General features: G+C 58.4%; 14 protein-coding genes. 11 read left to right on the plus strand and 3 right to left on the minus strand.

The window, feature by feature from the left end; genetic code table 11:
• Positions 1 to 255: 255 nt before the first annotated feature.
• On the minus strand, positions 256 to 2526 hold the full coding sequence (clpA, locus tag KI231_RS18465) for an ATP-dependent Clp protease ATP-binding subunit ClpA (RefSeq protein ID WP_103306784.1): 2271 nt from the start codon (positions 2524 to 2526) through the stop codon (positions 256 to 258).
• 30 nt (positions 2527 to 2556) lie between these two features.
• Complete coding sequence (gene clpS / locus KI231_RS18470; RefSeq protein ID WP_011334948.1) at positions 2557 to 2940, minus strand: ATP-dependent Clp protease adapter ClpS; 384 nt, start codon at positions 2938 to 2940, stop codon at positions 2557 to 2559.
• Between the two features lie 224 nt (positions 2941 to 3164).
• Between clpS and KI231_RS18475 the strand changes: the two genes are divergently transcribed.
• A complete protein-coding gene (locus tag KI231_RS18475) occupies positions 3165 to 3446 on the plus strand; it encodes a cold shock domain-containing protein (RefSeq protein WP_212809455.1) in 282 nt (93 codons plus the stop codon).
• A 78-nt stretch (positions 3447 to 3524) separates the two neighbouring features.
• Here KI231_RS18475 and icd read toward each other — a convergent pair whose 3' ends face one another.
• A complete protein-coding gene (icd, locus tag KI231_RS18480) occupies positions 3525 to 4781 on the minus strand; it encodes an NADP-dependent isocitrate dehydrogenase (RefSeq protein WP_212809457.1) in 1257 nt (418 codons plus the stop codon).
• A gap of 481 nt (positions 4782 to 5262) precedes the next feature.
• On the opposite strand from icd, the gene KI231_RS18485 reads away from it, so the two are divergent.
• The 10 genes from KI231_RS18485 (at position 5263) to KI231_RS18530 (ending at position 16982) form a co-directional block, all read left to right on the plus strand.
• The gene (locus KI231_RS18485) at positions 5263 to 7488 is read left to right on the plus strand and encodes an NADP-dependent isocitrate dehydrogenase (protein WP_212809459.1); all 2226 of its coding nucleotides are present in this window, start codon (positions 5263 to 5265) and stop codon (positions 7486 to 7488) included.
• A gap of 202 nt (positions 7489 to 7690) precedes the next feature.
• Positions 7691 to 8137 carry an NUDIX hydrolase gene (locus KI231_RS18490; RefSeq protein WP_103486069.1) on the plus strand — a complete coding sequence of 149 codons (447 nt, stop codon included), beginning with the start codon at positions 7691 to 7693 and terminating at the stop codon, positions 8135 to 8137.
• A gap of 59 nt (positions 8138 to 8196) precedes the next feature.
• Positions 8197 to 9321, plus strand: coding sequence for a tRNA 2-thiouridine(34) synthase MnmA (gene mnmA / locus KI231_RS18495; RefSeq protein ID WP_212809461.1), 1125 nt, complete (start codon positions 8197 to 8199; stop codon positions 9319 to 9321).
• Positions 9318 to 9941 carry a high frequency lysogenization protein HflD gene (gene hflD / locus KI231_RS18500; protein ID WP_103306789.1) on the plus strand — a complete coding sequence of 208 codons (624 nt, stop codon included), beginning with the start codon at positions 9318 to 9320 and terminating at the stop codon, positions 9939 to 9941. The genes mnmA and hflD overlap by 4 nt, the downstream gene beginning before the upstream one ends.
• A 126-nt stretch (positions 9942 to 10067) precedes the next feature.
• A complete protein-coding gene (gene purB / locus KI231_RS18505; RefSeq protein ID WP_016987412.1) occupies positions 10068 to 11438 on the plus strand; it encodes an adenylosuccinate lyase in 1371 nt (456 codons plus the stop codon).
• 86 nt (positions 11439 to 11524) lie between these two features.
• A complete protein-coding gene (locus tag KI231_RS18510; RefSeq protein ID WP_201237675.1) occupies positions 11525 to 12694 on the plus strand; it encodes a ribosomal protein uL16 3-hydroxylase in 1170 nt (389 codons plus the stop codon).
• A complete protein-coding gene (locus KI231_RS18515) occupies positions 12687 to 13112 on the plus strand; it encodes a GNAT family N-acetyltransferase (RefSeq protein ID WP_016987414.1) in 426 nt (141 codons plus the stop codon). Before KI231_RS18510 ends, KI231_RS18515 begins: the two co-directional genes overlap by 8 nt.
• Positions 13113 to 13366: 254 nt before the next feature.
• Entirely contained in the window at positions 13367 to 14119 is a 753-nt protein-coding gene (locus KI231_RS18520; RefSeq protein WP_212809463.1) for a secretin N-terminal domain-containing protein, read from the plus strand.
• Between the two features lie 477 nt (positions 14120 to 14596).
• Complete coding sequence (aceA, locus tag KI231_RS18525) at positions 14597 to 15922, plus strand: isocitrate lyase (protein ID WP_093434273.1); 1326 nt, start codon at positions 14597 to 14599, stop codon at positions 15920 to 15922.
• A gap of 646 nt (positions 15923 to 16568) precedes the next feature.
• Entirely contained in the window at positions 16569 to 16982 is a 414-nt protein-coding gene (locus KI231_RS18530) for an NADH-quinone oxidoreductase subunit A (RefSeq protein ID WP_003223812.1), read from the plus strand.
• Positions 16983 to 16986: the final 4 nt, after the last annotated feature.

Below are 16986 nucleotides of genomic sequence, written 5' to 3' on the forward strand. Positions count from 1 at the left end.
AGAGGAGGTGCAGCGAAGCAAACCGGAGGCGATGACCCCCGGATCGATCCCGCAGCGAAGGAACCCGAGCCACAGCGAGGGCCGTACGTCAGGGTAAAGCCTTTTTGGTTACTTTTTCGGCGTCTGGAAAAAGTGACCCGCCGTAAGGGCGGAACCCTAAGCAGCCATCACCGCAGCAACGGATATACACCCAAAACCCAAAAACTCCAGACAACAAAAAGGCGCCCGAAGGCGCCTTTCGCTTACAACAGGCCGTCAGGCCATCTCAGCGGTAGTCTCAAAGTCAAAGGTCAACTCACCATCCTTGATGTCGATGTGAACCACACCGCCATGCTCGGCCAGCTCGCCAAACAGAATCTCCTCCGCCAACGGACGCTTGATCTTGTCCTGAATCAGACGCGCCATCGGACGCGCACCCATCGCCGAGTCATAACCACCCGCCGCCAACCAACTGCGCGCCGCATCAGTAACCTCAAGCAACACACGCTTGTCTTCCAGCTGCGCCTGAAGCTCGGTAAGGAACTTGTCCACCACACTTTTGATGACCTCATGACTGAGGCGACCAAACTGGATAATGGTGTCCAGACGGTTACGGAACTCCGGCGTGAAGCTCTTCTTGATCACTTCCATCGCATCAGACGAGTGGTCCTGATGAGTGAAACCGATCGAAGCACGCGCCGCCGTTTCGGCACCGGCGTTGGTCGTCATGATCACGATCACATTGCGGAAATCCGCCTTGCGCCCGTTGTTATCGGTCAGCGTGCCGTGATCCATGACCTGCAGCAGCAGGTTGAAGACTTCCGGATGCGCCTTCTCGATTTCATCGAGCAGCAATACGCAATGCGGTTGCTTGGTAATCGCTTCGGTCAACAGACCGCCCTGATCAAAACCGACATAGCCTGGAGGCGCACCAATCAGACGCGATACGGTGTGGCGTTCCATGTACTCGGACATGTCGAAGCGAACCAGCTCGATCCCCAAGGCCTTGGCCAATTGCCGCGCGGCCTCGGTTTTACCGACACCGGTCGGACCTGCGAACAGGAACGAACCGACTGGCTTATCCGGCGACTTGAGGCCGGCACGGGACAGCTTGATCGCAGTCGACAGCGAATCGATCGCGGCGTCCTGACCAAACACCGTCAGCTTCAGGTCACGCTCCAGATTACGCAGCAGTTCCTTGTCGGAACTGGTGACGTGCTTCGGCGGAATCCGCGCAATCTTCGCCACGATGTCTTCGACCTGTGGCACTTCAATGCGCTTCACACGTTTTTCGACCGGCTGCAGACGCTGGTAGGCGCCCGCCTCGTCGATCACGTCGATGGCCTTGTCCGGCATATGCCGGTCATTGATGTAGCGCGACGCCAGTTCAGCAGCGGCGCGCAACGACTCATCGCTGTATTCGATGTTGTGGTGCGCTTCAAAACGCCCTTTCAGGCCGCGCAGGATGCCGATGGTGTCTTCCACCGACGGCTCGACGACATCGACTTTCTGGAAGCGCCGCGCCAAGGCACGATCCTTCTCGAAGATGCCACGGAATTCCTGGAACGTAGTTGAACCGATGCAACGAATGTCGCCAGACGACAGCAGCGGCTTGAGCAGGTTCGAGGCATCCATGACGCCACCGGAAGCAGCGCCGGCACCAATAATGGTGTGGATCTCGTCGATGAACAGGATCGCCTGCGGACGCTTTTTCAGTTCATTGAGCAGCGCCTTGAAGCGCTTCTCGAAATCACCGCGATACTTGGTGCCCGCGAGCAAAGCACCAAGGTCGAGCGAGTAAACGACGCTGTTGGCCAGCAGATCCGGCACCTGGTTGTCGACAATGCGCTTGGCCAGACCTTCGGCAATCGCGGTTTTACCCACACCTGCCTCACCGACCAGCAGCGGATTGTTTTTGCGCCGACGCGCAAGAATCTGCGCGACACGCTCGACTTCCGATTCGCGGCCGACCAACGGATCGATGCGACCCTGGCGCGCGAGTTCGTTGAGGTTGCTGGCATAAGCATCCAGAGGATTGCCTGAGGAAGAAGACTCACCGCCCTCGTCGTCCTGCATATCTTGTTCACCTTCAGAGTGATCGCCATGCCCCGGCACTTTGGAAATGCCGTGTGCGATGTAATTGACGACATCGATGCGCGCAACGCTCTGCTGTTTCAGCAGGAACACTGCCTGACTCTCTTGCTCACTGAAGATTGCAACCAGCACATTGGCGCCAGTCACTTCGCGTTTGCCCGAGCTCTGTACGTGGAAAACAGCACGTTGCAGTACACGCTGGAAGCCCAGGGTTGGCTGGGTTTCGCGATCTTCGTCATGAACGGGGATCAATGGCGTGGTGGAGTCGATGAACTCCTGCAGGTCATGCTTGAGTTTGTCGAGGTTTGCGCCGCAGGCACGCAAAACGGTGGCGGCAGCCTCATTGTCCAATAGGGCCAGCAGCAGGTGTTCGACGGTCATGAATTCATGACGTTTCGAACGAGCCTCCTTGAAGGCTAGATTGAGGGTGACTTCGAGCTCGCGGTTTAACATAGCTTCACCTCATACCCAAGTGGTCGGCGATTAACCGTCCTTCTCGATTTCACAGAGTAGCGGATGCTGGCTTTCCCTGGCGTACTGGTTGACCTGCATGGCCTTTGTCTCGGCGATGTCGCGGGTAAACACTCCACATACTGCCCGCCCTTCTGTGTGGACGGCCAGCATGACCTTGGTCGCCAGCTCGCGATTCAGGTTAAAAAACACCTCGAGCACTTCGACGACGAAATCCATCGGTGTGTAGTCATCGTTGAACAAAACCACCTTGTACATCGGCGGCGCCTGTAACGCAGGCTTTGCTTCCTGAACAGCAACGCCTGCCGAATCGTCGTCGTGCTCCTGTGGAAGATCCTTTTGGAGAAGCGGGCGATCCTGATTGAATGTTAGTCGAATCTGGCTGATTGCATGCATGGAAAGAAAGGTTCGTCAGTTGTGCAAATACAGTGGTGGGGGCGGTTGTTCACGTTTTCAACTCCGACTGCCCGGTCACCTTGACTATCGGGAAAACGGTGTTACAACCAATAGAGCCCACAGTGGGTAAAAAAGATCCGCGGAGTCAATCCTTTTAACGGATTAGATTGCGGATGACTTGGATGATACTCCAGCGATGGAGTCTGTTGCAGAGGGATTTGAGCATGGCTGTCGGCAAGGTGAAATGGTTCAACAATGCCAAGGGGTTCGGTTTCATCAACACCGATACCCATGAGGGTCGCGATGAGGATGGCAAAGAGATCGATTTCTTTGCGCACTACTCCGCCATTGAGATGGACGGGTATAAAACCCTGAAAGCGGGACAGCAGGTGAAATTCGACATCGTGCAAGGCCCGAAAGGCCTGCATGCGATAAAAATTCAAAACGAGCCAGCCGCAACAGATGCAGCCTCGGCCGCCGCTCTGGCGCAATCGGTCACCAGCTAAAACCAGTTTATCGCCTGCCAGAAAAAAACCGCCCGACTCGATCATTCGAGTCGGGCGGTTTTCGCATGCCTGCGATGATTACATGTGTTTGATCAGCGCCTCACCGAAGCCCGAAGAAGACACCAGCGTGGCGCCTTCCATCAGACGTTCGAAGTCGTAGGTCACGGTCTTGGCCTTGATCGCGCCGTTGGTGCCTTTGATGATCAGGTCTGCCGCCTCGGTCCAGCCCAGGTGGCGCAGCATCATCTCGGCCGACAGAATCACCGAACCCGGGTTGACCTGGTCCTTGCCGGCATATTTCGGCGCAGTGCCGTGGGTGGCCTCGAACATGGCCACGGTGTCGGACAGGTTGGCGCCCGGCGCGATACCAATACCGCCCACTTCCGCCGCCAGCGCGTCGGAGAGGTAGTCACCGTTGAGGTTCAGGGTGGCGATCACATCGTATTCGGCCGGGCGCAGCAGGATCTGCTGGAGCATGGCGTCGGCGATGGCATCCTTGACGATGACTTCACGCCCGGTTTTCGGGTTCTTGAACTTCATCCACGGGCCGCCATCGAGCAGCTCGGCACCGAATTCTTCCTTCGCCACCTCGTAGCCCCAGTCCTTGAAGGCACCTTCGGTGAACTTCATGATGTTGCCCTTGTGCACGATGGTCAGCGACTTGCGATCGTTGTCCACGACATATTGCAGAGCCTTGCGCACCAGGCGCTTGGTGCCTTCTTTGGAAACCGGCTTGATGCCGATGCCGCAATCCTGGTCGAAACGGATCTTGGTGACGCCCATTTCTTCTTTGAGGAACTTGATGACCTTGATGGCTTCAGGGGAGCCGGCCTTCCATTCGATCCCGGCATAAATGTCTTCGGAGTTCTCGCGGAAGATCACCATGTCGACGTCGCCGGGCTTTTTCACCGGGCTTGGCACACCTTCGAACCACACCACCGGGCGCAGGCATACATAGAGATCGAGTTGCTGACGCAGGGCCACGTTCAGCGAGCGGATACCGCCACCAACCGGCGTGGTCAGCGGGCCTTTGATGGAAACCACGTAATCCTTGACCGCGTCCAGGGTTTCCTGGGGCAGCCAGGTGTCCTGGTCATAGACCTGAGTCGCTTTTTCGCCAGCGTAGACTTCCATCCAGGAAATCTTGCGCTTGCCTCCGTAGGCTTTCTCTACGGCAGCATCAACCACTTTGATCATCACAGGGCTGACGTCGACGCCAATGCCGTCACCTTCAATGAAGGGGATGATCGGGTTATCAGGAACATTGAGAGAATGGTCTGCATTGACGGTGATTTTGTCGCCGACGGCTGGAACCTGAATCTTCTTGTAACCCATGCTGAACTCCATTGTTTGGATTGAACATCTGGCTTGGTTCGAGCGTAACCCAGTTAAATCAACACGCAAACCCTCAGTTCCCGGCATTCGCACAACTCGATTCGTACAAGCCTGAAAGCAAAGGGAAAAGCGCCAAACTCAAGCATTCGCGACGACTCTACGCCCCACCCCGCCCTGCGACCTTTAGACCAATGGACGAGATTCGTTGCATATGAACCATCGGCAGATTGCCAGCTACCTATGTATAATGCCGCCCGCTGACCACAGGGTCACGACGGCTGGCCTCTCTAGCACGAGACTTTCCGCCTGATTGGTCGGGTTGTTACCGCAGTCCGACTGCTTGACGCTCTACTGATGCACCCAACATCACCGCGAAGAATCTCGACATTCGGTTCATGGATGACTTTGAACGAACGCGCTTACCCGGCGCCCCTCGAGTTTCTGCGCACGCTTTAGCAAAGAAGAGAGAGTTAATCCGAATATGCCCACCCGCTCGAAGATCATCTATACCTTCACCGACGAAGCTCCAGCCCTCGCCACCTATTCCCTGCTGCCGATCATCGAGGCTTACACCGCCTCGGCCGATATCGCCGTGGAAACCCGCGATATCTCTCTTGCAGCGCGCATTCTGGCCAGCTTCCCCGAGCAACTGGGTGACAAAGCCGTAGCCGACCACCTCGCCGAACTGGGCGACCTGGCCGTTACGCCTGAAGCCAACATCATCAAGCTGCCGAACATCAGTGCTTCGGTGCCACAGCTGCAAGCCGCGATCAAAGAGCTGCAAGCTCAGGGTTACAACCTGCCGGACTACCCGGAAACCGTGACCAGCGACGCCGACAAAGACGCCAAGGCGCGTTACGACAAGGTCAAGGGCAGCGCCGTGAACCCGGTTCTGCGTGAAGGCAACTCCGACCGTCGCGCTCCGCTGTCGGTTAAAAACTATGCTCGCAAGCACCCGCACAAAATGGGCGCCTGGGCCAAAGACTCCAAGTCCCACGTCGCTCACATGAGCACCGGCGATTTCTACGGTAGCGAAAAAGCTGCCCTGATCGACGCCGCTGACGCTGTGAAGATCGAGCTGATCGCCAAAGACGGCACCGCGACCGTCCTGAAAGAAAAAACCACCGTTCAGGCTGGCGAGATCCTCGACTGCGCCGTGATGAGCAAAAACGCTCTGCGCGCGTTCATCGCTGCTGAAATCGACAGCGCCAAGGCGCAAGGCGTGCTGCTGTCGGTGCACCTGAAAGCGACCATGATGAAGGTCTCCGACCCGATCATGTTCGGCCAGATCGTTGCCGAGTTCTATAAAGACGCACTGACCAAGCACGCTGACGTGCTGGCCCAGATCGGCTTCAACCTGAACAACGGCATCGGCGATCTGTACGCGCGCATCAAGGCCCTGCCGGCCGAGCAGCAAGCACAGATCGAAGCTGATATGGCCGCGGTCTACGCCGCTCGTCCGTCGCTGGCGATGGTCAACTCCGACAAAGGCATCACCAACCTGCACGTGCCGAGCGACGTTATCGTCGACGCCTCGATGCCAGCGATGATCCGTGACTCCGGCAAGATGTGGGGCACCGACGGTCAGTTGCACGACACCAAGGCTGTGATCCCGGATCGTTGCTACGCGACCATCTACCAGGCTGTGATCGAAGATTGCAAAGCCAACGGCGCTTTCGATCCGACCACCATGGGCAGCGTGCCAAACGTTGGTCTGATGGCGAAAAAAGCCGAAGAGTACGGCTCGCACGACAAGACCTTCCAGATCAAGGCTGACGGCGTCGTTCGCGTGACCGACAGCAAAGGCACCCTGCTGATGGAACAGGCCGTTGAAGCCGGCGACATCTTCCGCATGTGCCAGACCAAAGACGCGCCGATCCAGGACTGGGTCAAACTGGCCGTCAACCGTGCCCGCGCAAGCAGCACCCCGGCTATTTTCTGGCTGGACCCGATGCGCGCTCACGACGGCGTAGTGATCGAGAAAGTTCAGGCTTACCTGAAGGATCACGACACTGCCGGTCTGGACATCCAGATCATGGCGCCGGTCGACGCCATGAAATACACCCTGCAGCGCACCCGCGAAGGCAAGGACACCATCTCGGTGACCGGCAACGTACTGCGCGACTACCTGACCGACCTGTTCCCGATCATGGAACTGGGCACCAGCGCCAAGATGCTGTCGATCGTGCCGCTGATGAACGGCGGTGGCTTGTTCGAAACCGGTGCCGGCGGTTCGGCTCCGAAGCACGTGCAGCAACTGGTTGAAGAGAACTTCCTGCGCTGGGATTCGCTGGGCGAGTTCCTCGCACTGGCAGCGTCCCTTGAGCATTTGGGTGTGAACTACAACAACCCGAAAGCACTGGTTCTGTCCAAGACCCTGGATCAGGCCACCGGCCAGTTCCTCGACAACAACAAGTCGCCATCGCGCAAAGTCGGCAACATCGACAACCGCGGCAGCCACTTCTACCTGGCGCTGTACTGGGCTCAAGCCCTGGCTGCCCAGACCGAAGACGCTGCACTGCAAGCGCAGTTCGCGAGCCTGGCCAAAACCCTGACCGAGAACGAAGCAACCATCGTTGCCGAGCTCAACGCCGTTCAGGGCAAGCCAGTGGACATCGGCGGTTACTACCACGCCGACGCCGAGCTGATCAGCAAGGCCATGCGCCCAAGCGCAACCTTCAACGCGGCGATTGCTGCGCTGGTTTAAGGTTGTAAAGGGAACATCACAAACCCCGGCCCAGCGCCGGGGTTTGTGTTTCCGGGTTTTATGATCACCACAAAACCCTGTGGGAGCTGGCTTGCCAGCGATAGCGGTGGATCAGTCACCTTCAATGCTGAATGATAGGCCGCCATCGCTGGCAAGCCTCCCACAGGGATCGGGTTCCAATATTCAAAAACGAGGACACCGTATGGAATGGCTCCCCCACATCACCGTCGCCACTATCGTCGAGGACAACGGCCGTTTCCTGATGGTCGAAGAACACAAGGCTGGCCGTAACGTGCTCAATCAGCCCGCCGGCCATCTCGACCCGGATGAAACCCTGATTGAGGCTGCCATCCGCGAAACCCTCGAAGAAACCGGCTGGGACGTCGAGCCCACCGGCGTGGTCGGCATTTACCTGTACACCGCGCCGAGCAACGGCGTGACTTATCAGCGCGTGTGCTTCAGTGCCAAAGCCGTCAAACACCACCCGGATTATCAACTCGACGACGGCATCGTCGGCGCCAAGTGGCTGACCCGCAGTGAATTAATCGCCCAACGCGACAACTGGCGCAGCGAGCTGATCATCCGTTGCATCGACGATTATCTGGCCGGTCATCACTTCAGCCTCGAACTGATCCGCCCTTCTCTTTAGCCTTGAGGCCGCGAGCCTGCTAGAATCGCGTCCTTTTTCAAGACACTCATTGAATCCCTATGCGTGATCCAGCCCCTTCTGACACATCCAAGAAGCGCGTCATTGTCGGCATGTCCGGCGGCGTGGACTCTTCCGTTTCCGCTCTCCTGCTGATCGAGCAGGGCTATGAGGTGGAAGGCCTGTTCATGAAGAACTGGGAAGAAGACGACGGAACGGAATACTGCACCGCCATGGACGACCTGGCGGACGCCCAGGCTGTGTGCGACAAGATCGGTATCAAGCTGCACACCGCCAACTTCGCCGCCGAGTACTGGGACAACGTGTTCGAGCACTTCCTCGCCGAATACAAGGCCGGGCGTACCCCGAACCCGGACATCCTGTGCAACCGCGAGATCAAGTTCAAGGCGTTCCTCGACTACGCCATGATGCTCGGCGCCGACCTGATCGCCACCGGCCACTACGTGCGTCGTCGCGATATCGATGGCCGCACCGAATTGCTCAAGGGCCTCGATCCGAACAAGGACCAGAGCTACTTCCTGCACGCCGTCGGCGGCGAACAGATCGCCAAGACGCTGTTCCCGGTCGGCGAACTGGAAAAGCCGCAAGTGCGCGCAATTGCCGAGAAATACGAGCTGGCGACCGCCAAGAAGAAGGATTCCACCGGGATCTGCTTCATCGGCGAGCGTCGTTTCAGCGACTTCCTCAAGCAATATCTGCCGGCACAACCGGGCGAAATCAAAACCACCGAAGGCGAAGTCATCGGCCGTCACCACGGCTTGATGTACCACACCATCGGTCAGCGCCAGGGCCTCGGCATCGGCGGTCTGAAAGATGCCGGCGATGAGCCGTGGTACGTGCTGCGCAAGGATCTCGATACCAACGAGCTGATCGTTGGCCAGGGCAACAACCACCCGTGGCTGTTCTCCAGCGCCCTGCTCGCTTCGGAAATCTATTGGGTCAACCCGATCGACCTGAGCCAGCCGTTGCGCCTGACCGCGAAAGTGCGTTATCGCCAGAGCGATCAGGCCTGCACCCTGGAAAAAACCGCCAGCGGCTACCGCGCCGTGTTCGACGAACCACAACGCGCAGTGACGCCGGGCCAGTCCGTGGTTTTCTATGACGGTGAAATCTGCCTCGGTGGCGGCGTGATCGAAGTCGCCGAGCCGTGGAGCGGTCAGGCATGAGCCCGACTCAGGAGCAACTGACGGCGCTCGGCGGTGTGTTTCTCGCCGCTGTTTTGGTCGACCGGATCGCCAAGACCGGCCAGACCAGCGAGGCCGGCCTGAGCTGCATGCTCGGCAGCCTGCTGGTGCGCGACCCGAAAGATACGCTGGACGTGTACGGCGGCGACGACCTCAATCTGCGCGAGGGCTATCGAGCGCTGATCGGCGCATTGGAGCGCGATCCGAGCACCTTGCAGCGCGAGCCGCTGCGTTATGCCCTGTCGATGCTCGGTCTGGAACGTCAACTGGCCAAGCGTGACGACATGCTCGACACCATCGGCAAGCGCCTGCCGCAGATTCAGTCGCAGGTCGAACACTTCGGCCCGGCCCACGAAAACGTCGTCGCCGCTTGCGGTGCGCTGTATCAGGACACCCTGAGCACCCTGCGCCAACGCATTCAGGTGCATGGCGACATGCGCAACCTGCAGCAGCCGAGCAATGCCTCGAAGATCCGCGCCCTGCTGCTCGCCGGTATCCGTTCAGCGCGCCTGTGGCGACAGCTCGGCGGCCACCGCTGGCAATTGGTGATCAGCCGTCGCAAATTGCTCAAAGAGCTGTATCCGTTGCTGCGCAGCGAGTAAACGCCACGCAATAAAAGTTTTGTAGCCTGTAACGCGTAATACGCCGGTCAGTTGGCAACGGACCGGCGGATTTTTTCATGTATGATACGCGCCCCATTTCGTTGCCCGACTGTCCGAGAACACCCCATGCAGCTTTCTTCGCTCACTGCGGTTTCCCCTGTTGACGGCCGCTACGCCGGCAAAACCCAGGCCCTGCGCCCGATTTTCAGCGAGTACGGCCTGATCCGTGCCCGCGTTCTGGTTGAAGTGCGCTGGCTCCAGCGCCTCGCCGCCCACGCCGGTATCCCGGAAGTGCCAGCCTTCTCCGCCGAGGCCAACGCCGTTCTCAATGAACTGGCTGAAAACTTCTCGCTGGAGCACGCCGAGCGCGTCAAAGAAATCGAGCGCACTACCAACCACGACGTCAAAGCGATCGAATACCTGCTCAAAGAGCAGGCGGCCAAGCTGCCGGAGCTGGCCAAGGTCAGCGAGTTCATCCACTTTGCCTGCACCAGCGAAGACATCAACAACCTGTCCCACGCCCTGATGCTGCGCGAAGGCCGTGACGACGTGATGCTGCCGCTGATGCGCCAGACTGCCAACGCCATCCGCGAACTGGCCATCCGTTTCGCCGACGTGCCGATGCTGTCGCGCACCCACGGCCAACCAGCCTCCCCGACCACTCTGGGTAAAGAGCTGGCGAACGTGGTTTACCGTCTCGAGCGTCAGATCGCTCAAGTCGCTGCCGTGCCGCTGCTGGGCAAGATCAACGGTGCTGTCGGCAACTACAACGCGCACCTGTCGGCCTACCCGCAGATCGACTGGGAAGCCAACGCCCGCGCCTTCATCGAAGACGAGCTGGGTCTGGGCTTCAACCCGTACACCACGCAGATCGAACCGCACGACTACATTGCCGAGCTGTTCGACGCCATTGCGCGCTTCAACACCATCCTGATCGACTTCGACCGCGACATCTGGGGCTACATTTCCCTGGGTTACTTCAAGCAGCGCACCATCGCTGGCGAAATCGGTTCGTCGACCATGCCGCACAAGGTCAACCCGATCGACTTCGAAAACTCCGAAGGCAACCTGGGCATCGCCAACGCACTGTTCCAGCACCTGGCAAGCAAACTGCCGATCTCCCGCTGGCAGCGCGACCTGACCGACTCCACCGTCCTGCGCAACCTCGGTGTCGGCTTCGCCCACAGCGTGATCGCTTACGAAGCCAGCCTCAAAGGCATCAGCAAACTGGAGCTCAACGAGCAAAAGATTGCCGCTGACCTCGACGCTTGCTGGGAAGTTTTGGCTGAGCCGATCCAGACCGTGATGCGTCGTTACAACATCGAAAACCCGTACGAGAAGCTGAAAGAACTGACCCGCGGCAAGGGCATCAGCCCTGAAGCGTTGCAGACTTTCATCGACGGCCTGGACATGCCAGCGCAAGCGAAAGCCGAGCTCAAGCAACTGACCCCGGCCAACTACATCGGCAACGCTGTAGCGCAAGCCAAACGCATCTGATCGACCGCTTGACCCGTTTGAGACGCCCGGCCGCGCCGGGCGTTTTTATTCCCGTCTGAAAAGTGCTTTTTTTCAATAGGTTACATATGAATTCCGATATTCCTCTTCAACTTCTGGGCGGTCTCACGGCGCGCGAATTCCTGCGCGACTACTGGCAGAAAAAGCCACTGCTGATCCGTCAGGCGATTCCTGACTTCGAAAGCCCGATCGACGCCGACGAACTGGCCGGCCTGGCCCTGGAAGAAGAAGTCGAATCGCGTCTGGTGATCGAACACGGCGAGCGCCCATGGGAACTGCGTCGCGGCCCGTTCGCTGAAGACGAATTCAGCAAGCTGCCGGAAAAAGAGTGGACCCTGCTCGTTCAGGCAGTCGATCAATTCGTACCGGAAGTCAGCGAGCTGCTGGAAAACTTCCGCTTCCTGCCGAGCTGGCGCGTTGACGATGTGATGATCAGCTTCGCCGCCCCGGGTGGCAGCGTTGGTCCGCACTTCGACAACTACGACGTGTTCCTGCTGCAAGGTCACGGCAAGCGCAACTGGAAAATCGGCCAGATGTGCGATTCCGAGAGCCCGCTGCTGCAACACGCGGACCTGCGCATCCTCGCCGAATTCCATGAGACCGAAGAGTGGGTGCTGGAACCGGGCGACATGCTCTACCTGCCGCCACGCCTGGCCCACTGCGGTGTCGCGGTCGACAACTGCATGACCTATTCGGTTGGCTTCCGCGCACCGAGCGCCTCCGAAGTACTGACCCACTTCACCGACTTCCTCAGCCAGTTCCTGACCGACGAAGAACGTTACACCGATGCCGACGCGCAGCCAGCGGCCGATCCACACCAGATTCAACATGACGCACTGGATCGCCTGAAGAGCCTGCTCGCCGAGCACATGAGCGACGAGCGCCTGCTGCTGACCTGGTTCGGCCAGTACATGACCGAGCCGCGCTACCCGGAACTGGTGGTTGGCCCGGAAGAAGTCGAAGAAGAAGACTTCCTCAGCGCCCTGCAAGATGGCGCGATACTAATCCGCAACCCGAGCGCGCGCCTGGCCTGGTCGGAAGTCGATGACGATCTGCTGCTGTTCGCCAGCGGCCAGAGCCGTTATCTGCCGGGCAAACTGCGCGAGCTGCTGAAGCTGATCTGCGCCGCAGACGCCCTGCACACCGACAACCTCGGCGAGTGGCTGAACGACGAAGACGGTCGCGGCCTGCTGTGCGAACTGGTCAAGCAAGGCAGCCTGGGGTTCGCTGATGAATAAAATTCGCGTACGTGTCGCAGACTGGCAGAAGGACATCGCCGAGATCCGGCGCATTCGTGAAACGGTGTTCATCGCCGAACAATCGGTGCCACCTGAGTTGGAATGGGACGCGGATGACGCGACCGCTGTGCATTTTCTGGCGTTTGAAGGCGACTTTCCGATCGGCACTGCGCGCCTGTTGCCCGATGGGCACATCGGCCGGGTTTCGGTGCTGAAAGACTGGCGCGGCATGAAGGTCGGCGATGCGCTGATGCAAGCGGTGATTGCTGAAGCGGAAGCGCGCGGCTTGAAAGAGCAAATGCTCAGCGCGCAGGTTCAGGCCACGGCGTTCTACGAGCGCCTGGGCTTCAGTCTGGTCAGTGAGGAGTTCCTGGAAGCAGGAATTCCGCATGTCGACATGGTTCGCCATTCGGCCTGAACGCTGCGCTGATCGTTCCCATGCTCTGCGTGGGAATGCCTCTCGGGACGCTCCGCGTCCCTTGCGACATGTGACGCAGAGCGTCACTGGCTGCATTCCCACGCGGAGCGTGGGAACGATCACCACAAGAGCAGCTCTCAAAACGCCCCGCCATTTTCGGATGCCGGGGCGTTTTGCTGTCTACGATTCAACTTGCCCCACCCCGGGCCGACAAACTGGCAATATCAAGCCTTTCGAAAGCGGAGATAACGGACATGTCCCTACGCACCCTGCTCACCACCCTGCTGCTTGGTTGCAGTTTCTCGGTGATGGCAGCCACAGAAATCGTGCCACTCAATTACCGCACCAGCACCGACATGCTGCCGATGGCGCAAGACTTTCTCGGCAAGGACGGCCAGGTCAGTGCCTATGGCAATCAACTGATCATCAAGGCCGAGCCGGACAAGATCCAGGAACTCAAGGCACTGATCACCCAGCTCGACACCGCGCCGAAGCGCCTGCTGATCACAGTCGACACCAACGAGAACAATGGTCGTGGCGACGAAGGTTATTCAGTCAACGGCGCGCAAACGCGCATCATCAGTCGCAGCACCGCCAGCCGCGACGGCGGCGTGCAGCAGGTGCAGGCCACCGACGGCATGCCCGCACTGATTCAGGTTGGCCAGAGCGTGCCGATCACCAGCAGCCAGAGCAATTCCTACGGCGACTACAGCAGCCAGACCCAATATCGCAACGTCACCCAGGGTTTCTATGTCACCGCCAGCGTCACCGGCGACATCGTTCATCTGGCGATCAGTACCAACCGTGACCGCATGAGCCAGGAACGTTCCGATGTAGTGAACGTGCAAAGCACCGACACAACGGTCAGCGGACGCCTGGGTGAATGGATCACGCTGGCGGGCGTGAATCGCCAGACTCAGGCTGATAAACAGGGCCTGGCCCGCAGCTACTCGACTCAAGGCCGGGATGACATGACCCTGAAGGTCAAAGTCGACGCCTTGGACTAAAGCACCGAAAACTGACTGATTAGTCGTATTAGACGAAAGATGTAGTGCTTGAAAAAAAGCACTACAAAACGTTTGACGAGGCAAAAAAGCGAAGGCATGATGGCCTCGCTCCCGCTAATCAGAGGCCCTGGCAAGGGCCTTCGAAGCGATGTTCGCACCTACCCCCGCGAACCGTTTCGTGTCTGTACCGCCCACAAGGTGTGTTTGACGAGGTTGCCGACTGGAACGAAGTTGTCCCGAGGGACGGAAGCGTAATTAGGTAACCCGGCATCACACTGTAGTTCGTATAAAGGCCCACGATGCCCGAATGCGCCCGCCAGTTTCGCCACTACCTGCTCACTTCCCCTCGAGCCCATCGTTCATCCCGTCGCCTGCCCCGCCGAACCCGACCTGACCACCTAAGCTTCTGGTCAGCGAGCGCAAGGAATTTTCCACCGCAGAACAACTTTTCATAAAGACGCGACGAGGTTTATCTCCATGGCACTGACACGCGAACAGCAAATTGCAGCCCTTGAAAAAGACTGGGCTGAAAACCCGCGCTGGAAAGGCGTGACTCGCACTTATTCCGCTGCTGACGTCGTCCGTCTGCGTGGCTCGGTTCAACCTGAGCACACCTTTGCGAAAATGGGCGCCGAGAAGCTGTGGAACCTGGTCACCCAGGGTGCCAAGCCGTCCTTCCGCCCAGAGAAAGATTTCGTCAACTGCATGGGCGCCCTGACCGGCGGCCAGGCTGTTCAACAGGTCAAGGCCGGTATCCAGGCAATCTACCTGTCGGGCTGGCAGGTTGCTGCGGACAACAACTCCGCAGAATCGATGTACCCGGACCAGTCGCTGTACCCGGTGGACTCGGTGCCAACCGTGGTCAAGCGCATCAACAACTCGTTCCGTCGTGCTGACCAGATCCAGTGGAAAGCCGGCAAGAACCCTGGCGACGACGGCTACATCGACTACTTCGCGCCAATCGTGGCTGACGCTGAAGCCGGTTTCGGCGGCGTTCTGAACGCCTATGAGCTGATGAAAAGCATGATCGAAGCAGGCGCCGCCGGCGTTCACTTCGAAGACCAACTGGCTTCCGTGAAGAAGTGCGGTCACATGGGCGGTAAAGTACTGGTGCCTACTCAGGAAGCCGTGCAGAAACTGACCGCTGCTCGCTTGGCTGCAGACGTTGCCGGTACGCCGACCATCATTCTGGCCCGCACCGACGCCAACGCGGCTGACCTGCTGACTTCCGATTGCGACCCGTACGACCAGCCGTTCGTGACTGGCGAGCGCACTCAGGAAGGTTTCTACAAGGTTCGTGCCGGTCTGGATCAAGCGATCGCTCGTGGCCTGGCTTACGCGCCGTACGCCGACCTGATCTGGTGCGAAACCGCCAAGCCGGATCTGGACGAGGCTCGTCGCTTCGCTGAAGCGATCAAAAAGGAATACCCGGACCAACTGCTGTCGTACAACTGCTCGCCTTCCTTCAACTGGAAGAAAAACCTGGACGACGCGACCATCGCCAAGTTCCAGCGCGAACTGTCCGCCATGGGCTACAAGCACCAGTTCATCACCCTGGCCGGCATTCACAACATGTGGCACAGCATGTTCAACCTGGCGCACGACTACGCCCGCAACGACATGACTGCCTACGTGAAGCTGCAAGAGCAGGAATTTGCTGACGCTGCCAAGGGTTACACCTTCGTGGCTCACCAGCAGGAAGTGGGCACCGGCTACTTCGACGACATGACCACCGTGATTCAGGGTGGCTCGTCCTCGGTAACCGCACTGACCGGTTCGACTGAAGAAGAACAGTTCCACTGATTCTGCTTCGCCTGAGCAAACGGCCTTTGCGGATCGTATAGAAAGCTAACCGCAGAGCCGCAAAACTGACGCCCCGACTGGTTCGGGGCGTTTTTTTTTGCCCACGTTTTCTCAGACACCTGAAGAACCCTGTGGGAGCGGGCTTGCCCGCGATGGCGGCTCAGCTTCAACACATGAGCAAACTGATACACCGCTATCGCGGGCAAGCCCGCTCCCACAGGTACAGTGTCAGACCTTTCTGAAAAAACATTGATCCAGAGCGCTATAGACGTCAGAAAAATCAGCTAAAACTGGGACCACCGCTACTTGCAGTAACAGGCATATAAGACAACTTCCTGATTACTGCACCGCTAAACAGTTACAAAACCACCTCAAACGATATTAATTATCATTTAGCCACAACTATGTTCGTTACATTTCCCACAAAACATAATTCACGCAAAACCGGCTAATGCCCGCAACGCATGGGCTGCAGGGCATCGGAGGTGCGCTATGTCCTTATTCCAATAAATAATTTCGCTATAGGAATTTTACTTGCCGGGTGTTTAGCCATAAAATCAGCGCGATTGATTGCTGCGACATATCGTCACTGCCTTATTTCTTTATCAAGCTCAGAGACCTTTGCTCTCTGTTAAGGATTACCAGCATGCCCGAAGCGACAGGACTCATGGCCCACAACTGGGGCTTTGCCATTTTCCTTCTGGGTGTAGTCGGCCTGTGTGCCTTCATGCTCGGCGTCTCCAGCCTCCTCGGGTCAAAAGCCTGGGGCCGCAGCAAAAACGAACCGTTCGAGTCCGGCATGCTACCTACCGGTGGCGCCCGCTTGCGGCTCTCAGCCAAATTCTATCTGGTCGCGATGCTGTTCGTGATCTTCGATATCGAAGCCCTCTTTCTCTTTGCATGGTCTGTGTCCGTCCGCGAAAGCGGCTGGACCGGATTCGTCGAAGCTCTCGTTTTCATAGCAATTCTGTTGGCAGGTCTTGTCTACCTGTTCCGAGTGGGCGCCCTTGACTGGGCTCCGGAAGCTCGTCGCAAGCGGCAGGCGAAGCTGAAACAATGAGGCT

This window comes from Pseudomonas sp. Seg1, from assembly GCF_018326005.1.
Taxonomy (GTDB): domain Bacteria; phylum Pseudomonadota; class Gammaproteobacteria; order Pseudomonadales; family Pseudomonadaceae; genus Aquipseudomonas.